The 16,886-nt window shown below is 74.1% G+C and carries 13 protein-coding genes and 1 pseudogene; 4 read left to right on the top strand and 10 right to left on the bottom strand.

What is annotated here, in order from left to right:
- Positions 1-224: 224 nt before the first annotated feature.
- Positions 225-884, top strand: a complete 660-nt coding sequence (locus ACFV1J_RS10310) for a PepSY domain-containing protein (RefSeq protein WP_385856865.1) — start codon at positions 225-227, stop codon at positions 882-884.
- A gap of 44 nt (positions 885-928) precedes the next feature.
- Here ACFV1J_RS10310 and ACFV1J_RS10305 read toward each other — a convergent pair whose 3' ends face one another.
- From ACFV1J_RS10305 to ACFV1J_RS10295, 3 genes are all read right to left on the bottom strand, one after another.
- Positions 929-2,209 (bottom strand): HRDC domain-containing protein, encoded by a 1,281-nt coding sequence (locus ACFV1J_RS10305; RefSeq protein WP_385856864.1) that lies wholly within the window; start codon positions 2,207-2,209, stop codon positions 929-931.
- Between the two features lie 78 nt (positions 2,210-2,287).
- Complete coding sequence (locus tag ACFV1J_RS10300) at positions 2,288-2,950, bottom strand: response regulator transcription factor (RefSeq protein WP_006602452.1); 663 nt, start codon at positions 2,948-2,950, stop codon at positions 2,288-2,290.
- Between the two features lie 250 nt (positions 2,951-3,200).
- The gene (locus ACFV1J_RS10295; RefSeq protein ID WP_385856863.1) at positions 3,201-3,857 is read right to left on the bottom strand and encodes a DUF3000 domain-containing protein; all 657 of its coding nucleotides are present in this window, start codon (positions 3,855-3,857) and stop codon (positions 3,201-3,203) included.
- 102 nt (positions 3,858-3,959) lie between these two features.
- On the opposite strand from ACFV1J_RS10295, the gene hemE reads away from it, so the two are divergent.
- Positions 3,960-5,027 carry a uroporphyrinogen decarboxylase gene (hemE, locus tag ACFV1J_RS10290; protein ID WP_385856862.1) on the top strand — a complete coding sequence of 356 codons (1,068 nt, stop codon included), beginning with the start codon at positions 3,960-3,962 and terminating at the stop codon, positions 5,025-5,027.
- Positions 5,028-5,072: 45 nt separating this feature from the next.
- Here hemE and ACFV1J_RS10285 read toward each other — a convergent pair whose 3' ends face one another.
- From ACFV1J_RS10285 to ACFV1J_RS10275, 3 genes are all read right to left on the bottom strand, one after another.
- The gene (locus ACFV1J_RS10285) at positions 5,073-6,458 is read right to left on the bottom strand and encodes an FAD-dependent oxidoreductase (protein WP_385856861.1); all 1,386 of its coding nucleotides are present in this window, start codon (positions 6,456-6,458) and stop codon (positions 5,073-5,075) included.
- Between the two features lie 366 nt (positions 6,459-6,824).
- Complete coding sequence (locus ACFV1J_RS10280; RefSeq protein ID WP_385856860.1) at positions 6,825-8,021, bottom strand: thiolase family protein; 1,197 nt, start codon at positions 8,019-8,021, stop codon at positions 6,825-6,827.
- A gap of 96 nt (positions 8,022-8,117) precedes the next feature.
- Positions 8,118-9,164 carry a DUF4349 domain-containing protein gene (locus tag ACFV1J_RS10275; RefSeq protein ID WP_385856859.1) on the bottom strand — a complete coding sequence of 349 codons (1,047 nt, stop codon included), beginning with the start codon at positions 9,162-9,164 and terminating at the stop codon, positions 8,118-8,120.
- A gap of 139 nt (positions 9,165-9,303) precedes the next feature.
- Here ACFV1J_RS10275 and hemG point away from each other — a divergent pair, with 139 nt between their 5' ends.
- Together hemG and hemQ are read left to right on the top strand one after the other, a co-directional pair.
- The gene (gene hemG, locus ACFV1J_RS10270; protein WP_385856858.1) at positions 9,304-10,797 is read left to right on the top strand and encodes a protoporphyrinogen oxidase; all 1,494 of its coding nucleotides are present in this window, start codon (positions 9,304-9,306) and stop codon (positions 10,795-10,797) included.
- Positions 10,785-11,546, top strand: a complete 762-nt coding sequence (gene hemQ / locus ACFV1J_RS10265) for a hydrogen peroxide-dependent heme synthase (protein WP_385856856.1) — start codon at positions 10,785-10,787, stop codon at positions 11,544-11,546. Before hemG ends, hemQ begins: the two co-directional genes overlap by 13 nt.
- A gap of 63 nt (positions 11,547-11,609) precedes the next feature.
- Here the strand turns inward: hemQ and ACFV1J_RS10260 are convergent, their stop codons facing one another.
- From ACFV1J_RS10260 to ACFV1J_RS10245, 4 genes and pseudogenes are all read right to left on the bottom strand, one after another.
- On the bottom strand, positions 11,610-13,295 hold the full coding sequence (locus ACFV1J_RS10260) for an alpha/beta hydrolase (RefSeq protein ID WP_385856855.1): 1,686 nt from the start codon (positions 13,293-13,295) through the stop codon (positions 11,610-11,612).
- A gap of 84 nt (positions 13,296-13,379) precedes the next feature.
- Complete coding sequence (locus tag ACFV1J_RS10255) at positions 13,380-14,198, bottom strand: TIGR04222 domain-containing membrane protein (RefSeq protein WP_385856853.1); 819 nt, start codon at positions 14,196-14,198, stop codon at positions 13,380-13,382.
- Between the two features lie 188 nt (positions 14,199-14,386).
- Positions 14,387-15,424: a TIGR04222 domain-containing membrane protein gene (locus ACFV1J_RS10250; protein WP_385856852.1), complete on the bottom strand. Its 1,038-nt coding sequence runs from the start codon at positions 15,422-15,424 to the stop codon at positions 14,387-14,389.
- Positions 15,425-15,453: 29 nt separating this feature from the next.
- Positions 15,454-16,828: pseudogene (locus ACFV1J_RS10245) on the bottom strand (DUF692 domain-containing protein); the annotation flags it as partial.
- Positions 16,829-16,886: the final 58 nt, after the last annotated feature.

Below are 16,886 nucleotides of genomic sequence, written 5' to 3'. Positions count from 1 at the left end.
GGGCGCGCCCCAGGGACGCTTCCCACCGACATGCTACTTACGGGTAACCAGCCTGCCCACCCCCACCGCCGGGAGCGGTGAAGGTCACACCGGATGGAGGTGCGGGGCGCCCGCCGCGGCGCGCCGCCCAGGGGGAATCGCGCGACCGAAACCGATGATCGAAAACGACCGGATGCCGTCGGGTCCTGGCGCAAATAGCACTACATCCCACCTAAAGTGACCGTATGGACACAAAGAGGAGTGCGGTGCTCTGTATCGCCGTCGCCCTGGGCGGCGCCCTGCTGACGGGCTGCGGAAACGGGAGCACCAACGGCACCGGGACGCCCGGCCGGGACAGCGCGGCCCCGTCCCGGGCGGTGCCCGCCTCGGTCCCCGGCTCACCGGGCACCACGCTCACCGCGGACCAGACCGAACGGAAGGCGCTGATCCCCGCCGCCAAGGTGGACTACGAGCGGGCGCTGCGCGCGGCGGTCGCCGCGGTCCCGGCCTCGGAGCCGATCGCGGCGGAACTCAAGGGCACGCCGAAGAGCCCCTACTGGCAGACGGCGGTCGCGACGTCCGACGGGACCGCGCACTCGGTCCGCGTCAACGCGGTTTCCGGCAAGGCCGATCCGCCGCGCACCGAGTCGGACGACGTCGACGACAAGAAGCAACTGGCCGCCCGGCTCGCCGAGGCCACCGTCACCGCCCAGCAGGCGGTCGAGACGGCCACCGCGAAGACGAAGGGCACGGTCACCGCACTGGAGCTGGGCGAGGCCGACAACGGCGGCAAGCAGGCGGCCTGGTCCGTCGACGTGGTCACCACCGACGACTGGAACAAGACCACCTACGACATCGACGCGACCAACCGCAAGGTGCTCCGGATGCACGTCGACCAGGACTGATCCCCTGGACCGGTCCTGGTCGACCTGGTGGCGGAGCGGGCGGCTCAGCCGTTCTCGGCGTCCGCCAGCAGGGCCTCGGTGAGGATCGGGGCGACCTGTTCGATCTGCCAGGGGCGGGCGCCGTAGCCGGTGAGGATCTCGACGACCGCCTCGCGGCTGGGCACGGCGGGCGGCTCCCAGCACAGCCGGCGCACCGTGTCCGGCGTGATGAGGTTCTCCTGCGGCAGGTTGAGCTCCTCGGCCAGCGCGCTGACCGCGGCGCGGGCGGCCGCCAGCCGGGCCGCCGCGGCCGGGTCCTTGTCGGCCCAGGAGCGGGGCGGCGGGGGGCCGTTGAGCGGCTGACCGGGCTGCGGCAGCTCGCTCTCCGGGAGCGCGCGGGCACGGTCGACGGCCGCCTGCCACTGCTCAAGCTGGCGCCGGCCCATGCGGTGGCCGAAGCCGGGCAGCGCGGCCAGTGCGTGGCTGTTGGGCGGGAGGTTCAGCGCCGCCTCCACGATCGCGGCGTCACCCAGCACCTTGCCGGGGGAGACGTCGCGCCGCTGGGCGACCTGGTCGCGGGCCGTCCACAACTCCCGTACGACCGCCATCTGGCGGCGCCGGCGGACCTTGTGCATCCCGGACGTGCGGCGCCAGGGGTCCTTGCGGGGCGGCGCCGGGGGAGCGGCGGCGATCGCCGCGAACTCCTGGCGGGCCCACTCCAGCTTCCCCTGCCGGGTCAGCTCCTCCTCCAGCGCGTCGCGCAGGTCCACCAGCAGCTCCACGTCGAGCGCGGCGTAGCGCAGCCAGGGCTCCGGCAGCGGGCGGGTGGACCAGTCGACCGCGGAGTGGCCCTTCTCCAGCGCGAAGCCGAGGACCTTCTCGACCATCGCGCCCAGCCCGACCCGGGCGAAGCCGGCCAGCCGCCCGGCCAGCTCGGTGTCGAAGAGCCGGGTGGGGACCATCCCTATGTCGCGCAGACACGGCAGGTCCTGGGTGGCGGCGTGCAGCACCCACTCGGTGTCGCCGATCGCCTCGCCCAGGGCCGAGAGGTCGGGACAGCCGACCGGGTCGATCAACGCGCTGCCGGCGCCCTCGCGGCGCAGCTGCACGAGATAGGCGCGCTGGCCGTAGCGGTAGCCCGAGGCGCGCTCGGCGTCGACGGCCACCGGACCGGTGCCGGCCGCGAAGGCCGCCACCACCTCGGCGAGCGCCTCGTCCGTCGCGACCACCGGGGGGATGCCCTCACGGGGCTCCAGGAGAGGGACCGGCGCCGGTCGGGTATCCGGAGGGGAGTCTCCGGGGGCTCGCAGTGTCGTGTCTGCTGCGGTCTTTTGGGCGTCGGTCACCAGTCAAGGGTATCTGTGTATGCACGTCGCCCGTCGAGGGGACGTTCCCTCGACGGGCGAGCGGGTCGTGTGAACGGGTCAGTGGATGATGCCGGTGCGCAGCGCGACCGCGACCATTCCGGCCCGGTCGCCGGTGCCGAGCTTGCGGGCGATCCGGGCGAGGTGGCTCTTGACGGTGAGGGCGGACAGCCCCATCGACACGCCGATGGCCTTGTTGGACTGGCCCTCCGCCACCAGCCGCAACACCTCGACCTCACGGCCCGACAGCTCCCGGTAGCCGCCCGGGTGCCCGGGCGCGCCCGGTGGACGGCGCTGCATACGGGCCGCGTTGGCGCCGATCGGAGAGGTGCCCGGACGGCCCGGGATGCCCAGGTTGGTACGGGTGCCGGTGACGACGTAGCCCTTGACGCCGCCGGCCAGGGCGTTGCGGACGGCGCCGATGTCGTCGGCGGCGGAGAGGGCGAGGCCGTTGGGCCAGCCGGCGGCCCGGGTCTCGGACAGCAGGGTGAGGCCGGAGCCGTCGGGAAGGTGGACGTCGGCAACGCAGATGTCACGCGGGTTGCCGACGCGGGGGCGCGCCTCCGCGATGGACGACGCCTCGATCACGTCACGTACTCCGAGCGCCCACAGGTGGCGGGTGACGGTGGAGCGGACGCGGGGGTCGGCCACGACGACCATGGCCGTCGGCTTGTTCGGGCGGTAGGCGACCAGGCTCGAAGGTTGCTCAAGGAGAACAGACACCGGGCCTCCTGGGGGAGTGGCGGGGACGGAAGCCGACTGGGGGGAGCCGGAATGATCCGTGTTTGAAGGGTCACTGACCTCTTCGGCAGCAATACGGCGGGACTTTAGACTTTGATCACGATTTAGTTAGGGGCAATTCGGGCAAATCGGATGCGTGATCGATCAGGTGGGCACCCACTGCATACCGAGGTGATCAGAGCCGGCGCGAACGTGATCAATACGGCCGGTGCGCGGCCGGCCGCCACGACGCTCAGCGGGGATGGGCACCGCGGCGCTGCGGCAACGGGACGACCCCGCCGCGCGGCCCCGCGTCCGGCGCGGCCGGCGGCAACCCCGCGACCTGCGCCAGCAGATCGCACCACGCCACCAGGTGCGCGCCCAGGTCCACCGCCCCGCCGGGCCCCTCGGCCGGCGTCCAGGACGCCCGGATCTCGATCTGGGTCGCCGGCTCCCGCGACGCGAGTCCGCCGAAGTAGTGCGAGCCGGCCCGGGTCACCGTGCCGCTCGGGGCGCCGTACCGCACCCCCCGGGCCTCCAGCGCACCCGTCAGCCAGGACCAGGACACCTCCGGCAACAGCGGATCGGCGCCCATCTCCGGCTCCAGTTCCGCCCGTACCAGCGTCACCAGACGGAACGTGCCCTGCCAGGTGTCCTCGCCGGCCGGATTGTGCAGCAGCACCAGCCGGCCGTCCGCCAGGTCCCGGTCCTCGGCGCCCGGCGCCGACGTCCGCTCGACGACCGCCGCTTCCAGTGCGTACGCGTACGGGGCGAGCCGCTTCGGCGCGGGTGCCGGGTCGATCTCGATCTCCGGCCGCAGTCGTGTCGCGCGGAGCGCCTCGACCGCCTGCCGGAAGGGGATCGGGGCCTCGTCCGCGCCGTCCGCGAGGTGTTCGTGAGCCGCAGCCATGCCCGGAAGATTAGGCGGAACCGGGCCCGCATACGCGGAGGACACCCGGTACACGCGTCGCCCGTTCGGAGGCGCCCCGGAGCCCATGCGAAGATTTGGGGCGTGAGCGCCAACCAGACCCCCTCGGGCCAGCAGCAGACCGGTACCCACGACTCGGCCTTCCTCCGGGCCTGCCGGCGCGAGCCGGTACCGCACACGCCGGTGTGGTTCATGCGGCAGGCCGGGCGCTCGCTGCCCGAGTACCTCAAGGTGCGCGAGGGCATCCCGATGCTGGAGTCGTGCACGCGGCCCGAGCTGGTCGCCGAGATCACCCTGCAGCCGGTGCGCCGGCACAACGTCGACGCGGCCATCTACTACAGCGACATCGTCGTGCCGCTCAAGGCCATCGGCGTCGACCTCGACATCAAGCCCGGTGTCGGCCCGGTCGTCGCGAACCCGATCCGTTCGCGCGCGGACCTGGCCCAGCTGCGCGACCTGACCCCGGACGACGTCTCCTACGTCACCGAGGCCATCGGCCTGCTCACCGCCGAGCTCGGCTCCACGCCGCTCATCGGCTTCGCGGGCGCGCCGTTCACGCTGGCCAGCTACCTCGTGGAGGGCGGCCCGTCCCGCAACCACGAGAACACCAAGGCCCTGATGTACGGGGACCCGCAGCTGTGGGCCGATCTGCTCGACCGGCTCGCCGAGATCACCTCCGCGTTCCTCAAGGTGCAGATCGAAGCGGGCGCGAGCGCCGTGCAGCTCTTCGACTCGTGGGTGGGCGCGCTCTCCCCGGCCGACTACCGGCGCTCCGTGATGCCCGCATCCGAGAAGGTCTTCACGTCGGTCGCGTCGTACGGCGTCCCGCGCATCCACTTCGGTGCGGGCACCGGCGAACTCCTCGGCCTGCTGGGCGAGGCGGGCGCGGACGTGGTCGGCGTCGACTGGCGGGTGCCGCTCGACGAGGCGGCCCGCCGGGTCGGCCCCGGCAAGGCGCTCCAGGGCAACCTCGACCCGGCCGTCCTCTTCGCCCCGCGCGAGGCCGTCGAGACCAAGGCCGACGAGGTCCTGGACGCCGCCGCCGGTCTCGAAGGCCATGTCTTCAACCTCGGCCACGGCGTCCTGCCGACCACCGACCCGGACGCGCTCACCCACCTCGTCGAGTACGTCCACACCCGGACGGCACGCTGACCGGCCGCACGCCGACCGGTACGTGAGCGGTGCGCCGCGCCGCGGTCAGGCACCCGCGGCCCGTACCGCGCCCGCGGCCTTGCGGGCGGCCACCAGGATCGGGTCCCAGACCGGGGAGAACGGCGGGGCGTAGCCGAGGTCGAGGGCGGTCATCCGCTCCACGGTCATCCCGGCGGTGAGCGCGACCGCGGCGATGTCCACGCGCTTGCCGGCGCCCTCCCGGCCGACGATCTGCACGCCCAGCAGCCGGCCGGTCCGGAGCTCGGCGAGCATCTTGACGTGCATCGGCCGGGTGCCGGGGTAGTAGCCGGCACGGCTGGTGGCCTCGACGGTGACCGCGACGAACCGCAGTCCGGCGGCGTGCGCCTGGCTCTCCAGCAGCCCGGTCCGGGCGATCTCCAGATCGCAGACCTTGCTGACCGCCGTGCCGACCACACCCGGGAAGGTCGCATAACCACCGGCCACATTGGCGCCGATGACCTGGCCGTGCTTGTTGGCGTGGGTGCCCAGCGCGATATGGCGGGTGCGGCCCGAGACCAGGTCCAGGACCTCGACGCAGTCGCCGCCGGCCCACACGGTGTCGTGACCGCGCACCCGCATCGCCAGATCGGTGAGCAGCCCGCCGGACTCGCCCAGCGGCAGCCCGGCCGCCTCGGCCAGTGTCGTCTCCGGCCGTACGCCCAGCCCCAGAATCACCACGTCCGCCGGGTACTCGGCGTCCTCGGTGGTGACCGCGCCGACCCGGCCGTCCTCATCGGTCGATACGCCGGTGACGGTGGCGCCGAGCACCGTCTCGATGCCCATCCGGCACATCGCCTCGTGGACCAGCGCACCCATGTCCGGGTCGAGGGTCGACATCGGCTGGTCGGCCTGCTCCAGGACGGTGACCTCGTAACCACGGTGGATCAGCGCCTCGGCCATCTCCACGCCGATGTAGCCCGCCCCGACGACCACGGCCCGCCGGCCCGCGGACTTCTCCAGCGTGTCCAGCAGCGCCTGGCCGTCGTCCAGGGTCTGCACCCCGTGCACGCCGGGGGCGTCGATGCCCGGCAGCGGGGGCCGCTTGGGTGTCGCGCCGGTCGCCAGCACCAGCTTGTCGAAGCCGGTCCAGGTCTCCCGCCCGCCGTTGTCCAGCTCCCGGCTGCGCACCCGCCCCCGGTCCAGGTCGAGTTCGGTGACCTCGGTGCGCATCCGCAGATCGATGTCCCGGGCCCGGTGCTCCTTCGCCGTACGGGCGATCAGCGCGTCCGGTCCGTCGACCTGGCCGCCCACCCAGTACGGGATGCCGCAGGCGGAGTAGGACGTGAAGTGGCTGCGCTCGAACGCGGTGATCGCGAGCTCCTCGGGCTTCTTCAGCCGGCGCGCCTGCGACGCGGCCGCCATCCCCGCCGCATCGCCCCCGACGATCACCAGCCGCTCGGCCGTCGCCATGCCATGTCCCTTCGCCGGATGTGCCTGATGTGTGTGATGTTCCTGATGTATCTGATGTGCCGGTCTGTGTCCCTGCTGGATACCCGGTCGTCCCCCGCGTCTACCGCGTGCCCGTGCGAGCACGCCGGATCCGCCCGGGGCGGGCCGTGTTCCGCCGCGACGGGGGAGGGGGCGGAGGGGGCGGCGATGCGCCCGTGGGGCGATGGGCGGCACTGCTGACGGCCTGTTGGCTCGCGCTGCTGGCCTGGGGGGCGTTGGTGGGCGGGCTGGCGTACGCCCACCAACGGCGCTGGGCGGGCACCTGAGGCGGGCGGCCGGCCCGCCGTCAGGGCGGTCCCGGCACCGTTCCGGACGGTGCCGCTCCGGCTACCGCTCCAGTACGAGCGCCAGGCCCTGGCCCACGCCGATGCACAGGGCGGCCAGACCGGTGCCCGAGCCCGCGGCGGCGAGCTGGTGGGCGACCGCGCCGGCCAGCCGGGCGCCGGAGGCGCCGAGGGGATGGCCGATGGAGATCGCACCGCCGCGCGGGTTCACCACGGACGGGTCGAGGTCCGGCCACTGGCCCAGGCAGCCCAGCGCCTGGGCCGCGAACGCCTCGTTCAGCTCGAACGTGGTGAGGTCGGCGAAGCCGCGCCCGGACCGGTCCAGCGCGCGCCGGACCGCCTCCACCGGGCCCAGCCCGAACAGCTGGGGCTCGATACCGGTCACCGCGCTCGCCCGGACCCGGGCCAGCGGCTCCCGCCCGGTGGCGCGCAGCCCCTCCTCGTCGACCAACAGGAGCGCGGCCGCACCGTCGTTGAGCGGGGAGGAGTTGCCGGCGGTGACCGTGCCCCCGGCCGTCCGGAACACCGGCTTCAGCTTGGACAGCGCCTCCAGGGAGGAGCCCTCGCGGATCGTCTCGTCACGGACCAGATCGACGCCCGGGAGCGGGACCACCTCGGCGTCGTAACCGCCCTCCCGCCAGGACCGTACCGCCTTCTGGTGACTGGCCAGTGCGAACACGTCCTGCTGTTCCCGGGTGATGCCTTGCGCGTCGGCGATCAGCTCGGCGCCCTCGCCCAGTGCCACCGTCCACTCCGGGCGCATCTCCGGATTGACCATCCGCCAGCCCAGCGTCGAGGAGAACATCTCCTGATGGCCGGCGGGGAAGGCCCGTTCGGGCTTGCGCAGGACGTACGGCGCGCGGCTCATCGACTCCACCCCGCCCGCCACCACGACCTGCGCATCGCCGTGCGCGATCGCCCGGGCCCCCTGGATGACCGCTTCCAGACCGGAGCCGCACAGACGGTTGACGGTCACGCCGGGCACGGTCACCGGCAGCCCGGCGAGCAGCACGGCCATCCGCGCGACGTTGCGGTTGTCCTCGCCGGCGCCGTTCGCGTCGCCGAAACAGACGTCGTCGATCCGCGCCGGATCGAGGTCCGGGGTGCGGTCGACCAGGGACCGCACCACATGGGCGGCCAGGTCGTCGGGCCGGATGCCGGCCAGCGCGCCGCCGTATTTGCCGACGGGGGTCCGTACGGCGTCGACGATGTAGACATCCCGCAGGCGTGGCTCGGTCATCAGGCGCTGTCCTCGCTGTCCCGGCTCTCGAACGGTCGGCGGACGGTACGAAGATCGCCGCCGCCGAACCGAGTCTTTGCCCGCCGCCGCCCGCTGTCAACGGGGTCCTCGGTCACCCTCCCCGGCCGGTACGGTCCGCCCGGGGTCCTGCGGGTCGTCCGCCGTCCCGTCGGCCGGGGCGCGCTCCCCCTCGCCCGGTCCCGGTGCGTCCCGGGTGTCCGCGGCCCGGGGCCGGCGCCGGAACGCCGACGGCAGCCGGCCGCGCACCAGCCGCCCCAGGCCGTACAGCAGCCCCACGGCCACCGCGAACGGCAGCACCGCGCCGAGCGCCACCAGCAGCCACTTCACGGCCGCCAGGAAGGCGTGCCAGCCGCCGGACAGCGCGTCCCCGAAGGACCTCGCGTCGTCGTCGGACGCGCCGTCGGGGGCGGCGTCCGGCTGCCGCAGCAGCAGCGTGACGGTGGCCATCGCGGTCCGGTCCTTGAGCGACTTCAGCTGCGCCTCCAGGGACTCCAGATCCGCCTGGCGGCTGCTGAGTTCGGACTCCAGCGAGACGATGTCGCCGATCGACGTCGCCTTCTCCATCAGCGCCCGGACCCGCGCCACGCTCGCCCGCTGCGTCCGGACCCGGCTGTCGATGTCCACCACCTGAGCGGTGACGTCCTTCGCCGAGGCCTCACGGGACACCACGGTGCCCAGGCGGGCCAGCCGCCCCAGGACGGCGTCGTACTCCGCCGGCGGCACCCGCAGCACCAGCCGCGACCGCTCATGGCCCTCCGGGTCCCGGTCGGTGGACTCGGCGGCCGGGTAGCCGCCCGCGCCGTCCACGACCGCCCGCGCCCTGGCCAGCGCCCCGGAGACGTCCTCGGTCCGCACGGTGAGCGTCGCGGTCCGGACGATCTGCGCCGCCGCTGCCCCGGGCACTTTGGCGAGCCGGCCACCCGGGCGGGCGGCGGCGCCCTCCGCGGGGCCCCGGGCACCGGTCCGGCCGTCGGCCGCCGCCCGGTTCGGCGCCCCCTTGCCGGGCAGCGCCGCCTCCGTCGTGCTCGGGCCGGTCGCGGCGCCGCACCCGGCAGTCGTGAGGGCGACGGTGAGCAGCAGCCCCGCCGTCGCCGTTCGCCCCGCTCGTGCTGTTCGCCGCATCTGCGCTCCCACCAAGTGACGTGCCGGTGGCGCTTCTTCGACCGGCGCTTCTTCGACGGGGGCGCCCGGGGAGGGGTTGCGCTTTCCCGGGTCGCGATCCGGTCACGGCGTTGTCGGTGCCCTTTGAGACAGTGGAGCCATGAGCGCAGCGCACACGAGTACGGCCCCCGGTCCCGGCGACGCCGGGCATGTCGTCGTCATCGGCGGCGGCATCTCCGGACTGGCGGCCGCCCACCGGCTGCTCGAAGGCGGCGCCCGGGTGACCGTCCTGGAGGCGTCGGACCGGCTCGGCGGCAAGCTGCGGGCGGGCGAGATCGCCGGCGTCCCGGTCGACCTCGGTGCCGAATCGATGCTGGCCAGGCGGCCGGAGGCGGTGGAGCTCGCGCGCGCCGTCGGGATCGGCGACCGGCTCCGGCCGCCCACGACGGCCACCGCGTCCCTCTGGACCCGCGGTGCGCTGCGGCCCATGCCCAAGGGCCATGTCATGGGCGTCCCCGGGGACCTCGCCCCGCTCGCCGCCTCCGGTGTCGTCTCCCCGGAGGGCCTCGCCCGCATCGAGCAGGACACCGAGCTGCCCCGGACGGAGATCGGCGCGGACGTCGCGGTCGGGGAGTACGTCGCCCGGCGCCTGGGCCGCGAGGTGGTCGACCGCCTGGTGGAGCCGCTGCTGGGCGGGGTGTACGCCGGCGATGCGTACCAGATCTCCATGCGGGCCGCCGTACCGCAGCTGTTCGAGGCCGCGCGGAGCAGCCGTTCGCTGCTGGAGGGGGTCCGCGGCATCCAGGCCCAGGCCGCCGCCGCGATGCACCAGATCGGCCCGGCGGCCGGTGGTGGCGGCCCGGGCGCCCCGGTGTTCATGGGGATCGAGGGCGGGATCGGGACGCTGCCCGGCGCGGTCGCCGAGGCCGTCCGGGCCAAGGGCGGCGAGATCCGGACGGGCACACCGGTCGGCGCGGTCCGGCGGTCCGCCGACGGCTGGCGGATCGAGCTCGACGGCGCGGCGCTCACCGCCGACGCGGTCGTCCTCGCCACCCCCGCGCCGGACACCGCCCGGCTGCTCGCCCAGGACTGCGCGCCCGCCGCCCGCGAACTGGCCACCGTCGAATACGCCTCGATGGCCCTGGTCACCATGGCCTTCCGCCGCTCCGAGCTGGCGCGGCAGCCCACCGGCAGCGGCTTCCTCGTCCCGCCCGTGGACGGCCGCAAGATCAAGGCCGCCACCTTCGCCGGCAACAAGTGGGGCTGGATCGACCGCGCCGACCCGGACCTCTTCGTGCTCCGCACCTCCCTCGGCCGCTACGGCGACGAGGCGGACCTGGCGCGCGAGGACGCCGAACTGACCACCCTGGCCCGCGCCGACCTGCGCGCGGCGATCGGGCTGACCGCCGCGCCGGTCGCCGCCCGGATCACCCGCTGGGAGGGCGGCCTGCCCCAGTACCCGGTCGGCCATCTGGAGCGGGTGGCCCGCATCCGGGAGGCCGTCGGCCAGCTGCCGGGCCTGCGGGTCTGCGGTGCGCTCTACGACGGCGTCGGCATCCCCGCGTGCATCGCCTCGGCCCGCACGGCCGCCGAGGACATCCTCGGCACCCTGCGGCCGGCCGGCCTGCCCGGCGAGCGAGAATGGACGACATGACAGACGCTTCCACCCCCGCTTCCGCACCGCAGACCCCTGCGGCGCCCGACAAGGCACCGAACGCCGGCAAGAAGGCCAAGGACCTCAACGAGGTCATCCGCTACACCCTCTGGTCGGTGTTCAAGCTGCGTGACGTCCTCCCCGAGGACCGCACCGGCTACGCCGACGAGGTCGAGGAGCTGTTCGCGCAGCTCGCCGCCAAGGACGTGGTGGTCCGCGGCACCTACGACGTCTCCGGCCTGCGCGCCGACGCCGACGTCATGATCTGGTGGCACTCCGAGAGCTCGGACGCCCTCCAGGACGCCTACAACCTCTTCCGCCGCACCCGGCTCGGCCGCGCGCTCGACCCGGTGTGGTCCAACATGGCGCTGCACCGCCCCGCCGAGTTCAACAAGTCGCACATCCCGGCCTTCCTGGCCGACGAGCGTCCCCGCGCCTATGTGAGCGTCTACCCCTTCGTGCGCTCCTACGAGTGGTACCTCCTCCCCGACGAGGACCGTCGCCGGATGCTCGCCGACCACGGCAAGATGGCCCGCGGCTTCCCGGACGTCCGCGCCAACACCGTGCCGTCCTTCTCGCTCGGTGACTACGAGTGGGTGCTCGCCTTCGAGGCCGACGAGCTCTACCGCATCGTCGACCTGATGCGTCATCTGCGCGGCTCCGAGGCGCGGATGCACGTCCGCGAGGAGATCCCGTTCTACACCGGCCGTCGCAAGGCGGTCGCCGAGCTGGTCGCCGGGCTGGCCTGACCTCCCTGCACGGACGAGCGGGCCGCCCCTGCCCCGGGGCGGCCCGCTCGTCGGTCGTGCTGGTTACTTCCCCGGGAGGGCGTGCTGGGCCCGGGTCGTCTGCTGGCCCGGCACCGGCTCCGCGCGCGGCGCGCAGTACACCTTGTGCGCCGGGATCTTCCCGCGCAGCAGATACGCCTCGGCGTAACGGGTCACACAGTCGTTCTCGCCGAAGCCGATGCCGTGGGTGCCCGCACCGTTCTCGGTGACCAGCGACGAGCCGGGCAGCCGGCGCTGCAGCTCCAGCGCGCCCCGGTACGGCGTGGCGGCGTCCCGTTCGGCCGCCAGCAGCAGCACCGGCGGCAGCGCACCGGGCTCGGTGTGGACGTCGAGCGGGAGGCGCCGGCCGTGCAGCGCACCGTCCAGCTCGGTGGCGGCGGCATGGCCGGCGGCGTCCGTCAGCTCCTGGCCCGACCCGTGCTCCGCCCGGTGGGCCGCCGCCTCGACCCCGGCCGCCGCGGACTGCGTCCGCTCCGGCCAGTACGCGCACGGCAGGTTCATCCAGGCGTTGTCCCAGGTCTCGAACGGTGCGATCTCGGCGACGTCGGTGTTGTCCCGGTCCCAGGTCCGCCACGACCGCGGCCAGGGCGCGTCATTGCACTCCACGGCCGTGTAGACGGCATTGGCGTTCTCCGCGTCCTTGGCGCCGGTCTGCTGGGGCAGGGCCTGGGCGATCAGCGGTTTGGGATCGCCGTGCAGATAGCTCGCGAGCGCCTCGGCGCGCAGCGGCCAGAAGCCGTCGTTGTAGCCCGTCTTGAGGAAGGCGGCCTGCAGCTCACCGGCGCCGATCTTGCCGTTGACCGGGTGGCGGCGCAGCTTCCCGGCGGCCGTGTCGTACGCCTGCTGCACGGCCTTCTTGGTCTTGCCGAGGTGGTAGTGGTCGTCGTGCTTGGCGACCCAGCGCAGCCAGTCGCCCCAGCGGCGCTCGAAGGCGATGTCCTGGTCGAGGTTGTTGCGGTACCAGATCTGCCGGGGCTCGGGATTGACCACGCTGTCGAAGATCATCCGCCGTACGTGGCCCGGGTAGAGCGTCGCGTAGACCGCGCCGAAGTACGTCCCGTACGAGGCGCCGATGAAGGTCAGCTTCTTCTCGCCGAGGGCGGCCCGCAGCATGTCCAGGTCCCGGGCGTTGTTGACCGAGTTGTAGAACGGCAGGTCGGCGCCGGCCCGCCGGGCGCAGCCGCGGGCGTACGCCCTGGCCTGCTCCCGCTTCTTGCGCTTGAACGCCGCGTCGGGGTACATCCGGCTGTCGGTGGGCGCCTTGCCGAACTCCTTGGGGTCCTGGCACGACAGCGGCGCCGAACGGCCGACCCCGCGCGGGGCATAGCCGACGAAGTCGTAGGCCCGGGCCAGCCGGGTCCACTTGGGCAGCGCGCCGTAGAGCGGGAATTCCAGGCTGGAGGCGCCGGGGCCGCCCGGATTGAACACCAGCGAGCCCTGCCGCTCACGGTGTGCGGTGGCCCGCGCCCGGCTGACCGTGAGCTGGATCTTCTTGCCGTCGGGGCGCGCGTAGTCGAGGGGGACGGTGAGCTTGCCGCACTCGACGGACGACGGCAGATGCTCCACCGGCGCGCACCGGCCGAAGTCGATGCGGTGCGCGACGGGCGCGGGCGGTGCCCCGGCCGCCTGCGTGGTGCCGCCCGCCGGGGCAGTGGCGAGGGCGGTCACGATCAGCGACCCGATGGTGCCGTACAACGCAAGTGCTCTCACTGGCCGTCCCTTCGTGTGTGCATACAAAAGGGATAGTTGGGGCGGTGATTGGCGATGTAAAGCACCGGGCACCGGTGTCGGACGCTATGCCCCGGAAGAGTGGAGCGCGGCGCGAAGGGCGGGATCGGTGAGGGCGGTGGGGCCGTGCAGGGCAAGGGAGAGAAGGGAGGTGAGGGGTGCCAGGGGGCCGGAGGAGGGCCGTGAGTCAGACCGTTCGGCGCTCCCGGGAAGGCGCTGTTCGCCCGCCTCGGTGGCCCAGTCGCGGTACGGGTGGAGCTCGAAGCGGGCCACGGCCAGGGTCCCCAGACAGAGCACCAGCGGCAGCGAGAACCACCCCAGGAGCAACGCGGTGTTCGCGTGGGGCGGTGCCATCCAGTAGGCCGCGGCGGCGGCCAGTACGACCAGGAGGGCGGCGGCCCACACCTGGCGGACGCCGCTGCGGATGCCCGGGCGGGCCGCGGCCGGCAGCGCCAGCCCGTCGGCCACCAGCTTGTCGGCCACCGCCCGCACCGCCTCGTCGGCCACCAGGGCCTCCCGCACCGCGGGTATCGGGCGCTGTCCGTCCGGCCCTATCGCGCTGAGCGTCGCCCGCTCGAACGGGTCCTGCGCGACCGGCTCGACGACGGTGGCCCAGCCGGTGTGGGCGAGCAGCAGCCGCCGCTTCTGGGCCATCAGCACCAGGACCACATCGGCGAGCCGCTGCGGCCCGCCGGAGAGGTAGGCCATCTCGTAGAGGGTCAGTCCGGGCGCGGGCCCGTCGTCACCGGCCGGATCCGGGACGGGCGCGGAGACCGGCGGCCGGGCCGGCCGTCCGGTCCGGGCCGCGGCGACCGCGGCCCGGCACACCCGCGCACAGGAAAACACCGCCACCACCGCGGCGACGAGGAGGAAGAGGAGCCACATAGCCCATTTTCTACGGGAAGGTCCATGACAATGGCCATTAATTTTCCTCTTGTGTGGATCACATCACGCCCCTTCCTTGCCTGCTCAGGGCCGGTGCGGCCAATTTCCGGGACCGGGACTCCGCCGCCCGTGGCGGCGTCTTCCCGGGCAGGCCGGCAGCAGGGCGACACCCCGGCGGCGGCCGCCGCTCAGCTGCTGCCGCAGCCGCCGCCCCCGCCGCAGGACGAGCCGCCGCCGCACGAGGACCCGCCGCCACAGGACGAGCCGCCACCGCACGACGAGCCGGAACCGCAGGACGAACCGCCGCTGCCGCAGCCCGAGCCCGTGCCCGAGCCGCCGTCGGACGAGCCGCACCAGAAGGAGCTGTCGCCGCCCGCGTCGCCCCCGGAGTCATAGCCGGACGCCGCACTGCCGGACGACGACGAGCCGCCGGCGGTGGCCAGTGCGGTGGTCCGCTGCGCCTCCTCGAACTGCTGCCGGAGCAGCTCGTCCGCTATCAGCGCCGTACCGCCGAGCGCCACCACCAGGCCGGCGGCCTGCCATGCGCCGCCCGCGCCGCCCTGGGAGTGGGCGGCCTGCGCGGAGCGCAGCGCGCGGGCACCCGCCTTGGTGACGCGGTTGCGGAAGGCCGACCGGCACAGCGCGGCCACGATCAGGGCGCCGGCCAGCGCAGGTATGACCGTGACCACCACCGGCGGGCCGAACCCCTCGCCCAGGCCGTCGTCGTTGCCGGCGTCCGCGACCGAGAGCAGCACCCCGAGGGCGAACAGCACGACCACTGCCGCCATCTGCGTGCTCGCCAGCTGGCGCCAGCCGTGCCCCCGCCGCGGATGACGCATCAGTCCGCGGGCCGCCAGCCGGTCGCCGATGCCCTGGACCGCGGGGCTGCGCATGGCCTCGGCGCGCACCGCGGCCAGCGCCCCGCCGGGCGTCCGGGCGACCGCGTCCAGGACGGCGGTCTCGACGTCGTCCTGTGCGGTGGCCTGACGAACCGTCACCACACCCGGGCCGCCCACCGCCAGCCGGCCGTCCTCGCACATCCCGGCGAGCGCGGCGTCCACCACCCGGCCGGGGCCGCCGGCGAGGAACGCCATCTCCCACACGTCGCGGGCCTGCGCCTCCGCTCCGCGCACGGACGGGGTGCCGCGCCGCACCAGGACCGTGCCGAGCAGCAGCACCAGCGAGGAGGCACCGAGGCCCACGTACACCCACTGCGTGAAGGACATCACCGCCACCATCCCTTCAGCGCCCGGCGGACGGTGTGGACGGCGCGGGCGAGGCGGGCCGCGGGCCCGGCGGACGGCGGGGTGGGGCCCGCGCGGTCCCGCCACCAGCGGGTCAGTCGCTGCCGGGCGGCGGGGTCCACGGGACGGCCCTGCGCCAGCAGATGCGCCGCGAAGTCCAGGGCGTCCTGGCGGTAACCGCCGCGCATCGGCCGGTTGCGGGCATAGCCGGCGAACGCCGGACGGTAGTCGGCACCGAGGATCTCGGCCAGCTCGGGCGCGACCTTGGCGACCACCGCGGACCGCTTGGCGGTCAGCGCCCGGCTCTGCACGCCCAGCCGGGTGCGGTCGAAGCCCTCCGGCGCCGGGGTGCCGGCGACCAGCGCGGAGAGCAGCGCGGTCTGCGCCAGGGCCAGCCGCTGCCGCGCCGCGTCGGTGCCGCTGCCGGGCGCGGTGGCGCGGGCCGTGCCGGCCACGGTGGTGCGGCCGCCGGTGGCGGGGGAGTCGACGGCGGGGGAGCCGGCGCCCGGCTCCCGTACGGGCTCAAGCAGCCTGGACATGGCGGGCCTCCTTCAGGACGGTGCGGATCGCGTCGAGTTCCCCGGCCAGCTCGCCGGCCTCGGGGAAGTCGTCATCGCGCTCCAGCAGCACACCGGGCGGGGTGATACGGGCACACAGCTCGGCGAGCACGTCCAGCACCGGGCGGGTCACCGGGTGGGCGTGGCTGTCGTGCCAGACCCCGTCCCGCTCGACCCCGCCCGCCACATGGACGTAGGCGATCGCCTCGACCGGCAGCTCGTCCAGCGCCACGGCCGGGTCCTCACCGCGGTTGACGTGGTTGGTGTGGAGATTGGCGACGTCGATCAGCAGCCGCACCCCCGTCCGCTCGACCAGCTCGGCCAGGAACTGACCCTCGGTCAGCTCCTCGTCCGGCCAGTTGATCAGGGCCGCGATGTTCTCCAGAGCCAGCGGCACCGGGAGCGCGTCCTGGGCGATGCGGACGTTCTCGCAGAGCACGTCCAGCGCGTCGCGGGTGCGCGGGACCGGCAGCAGATGCCCGGCCTCCATCAGCGGCGAGGCGGTCAGCGGCCCGCCGGCCCGGACGAACGCGATGTGCTCGGTGACCAGCGGGGCGTCCAGCATTCCGGCGCGCTCGGCGAGGGCGGCCAGCCGGCCGGCGTCCGGACGGTCGGCGCCGCCGAGGCCGAGCGAGACGCCGTGCGGGACGACGGTCGTCCCGCGTTCGCGCAACTCCCGCAGGGCGTCCGGCAGATGGCCGGGGCAGATGTTCTCCGCCACCACCTCGACCCAGTCCACACCGGGCAGCCCGGCGATCTCCGCGGCGATTTCCGGCCGCCAGCCGATGCCCGTCCCCAGGCGCTCGATGTCCGTTCCCGGACGCTCCATGGTTCCCCCTCTCGCTCCGTGGTCGCGGTACTCATGGCCCCGTCATGACGGCCCGAAT

This window comes from Streptomyces sp. NPDC059649 (assembly GCF_042734445.1).
Classification (GTDB): Bacteria; Actinomycetota; Actinomycetes; order Streptomycetales; family Streptomycetaceae; genus Streptomyces.
This window is presented reverse-complemented; position numbering and strand designations above follow the sequence as displayed.

Bases quoted from the DNA above. Each gene is read 5' to 3' on its own strand.
- ACFV1J_RS10310 (WP_385856865.1), top strand. From the start codon at position 225: ATGGACACAAAGAGGAGTGCGGTGCTCTGTATCGCCGTCGCCCTGGGC.
- ACFV1J_RS10295 (WP_385856863.1), bottom strand. From the start codon at position 3,857: ATGGCTGCGGCTCACGAACACCTCGCGGACGGCGCGGACGAGGCCCCG.
- ACFV1J_RS10285 (WP_385856861.1), bottom strand. From the start codon at position 6,458: ATGGCGACGGCCGAGCGGCTGGTGATCGTCGGGGGCGATGCGGCGGGG.
- ACFV1J_RS10280 (WP_385856860.1), bottom strand. From the start codon at position 8,021: ATGACCGAGCCACGCCTGCGGGATGTCTACATCGTCGACGCCGTACGG.
- ACFV1J_RS10275 (WP_385856859.1), bottom strand. From the start codon at position 9,164: ATGCGGCGAACAGCACGAGCGGGGCGAACGGCGACGGCGGGGCTGCTG.
- hemG (WP_385856858.1), top strand. From the start codon at position 9,304: ATGAGCGCAGCGCACACGAGTACGGCCCCCGGTCCCGGCGACGCCGGG.
- hemQ (WP_385856856.1), top strand. From the start codon at position 10,785: ATGGACGACATGACAGACGCTTCCACCCCCGCTTCCGCACCGCAGACC.
- ACFV1J_RS10255 (WP_385856853.1), bottom strand. From the start codon at position 14,198: ATGTGGCTCCTCTTCCTCCTCGTCGCCGCGGTGGTGGCGGTGTTTTCC.
- ACFV1J_RS10250 (WP_385856852.1), bottom strand. From the start codon at position 15,424: ATGTCCTTCACGCAGTGGGTGTACGTGGGCCTCGGTGCCTCCTCGCTG.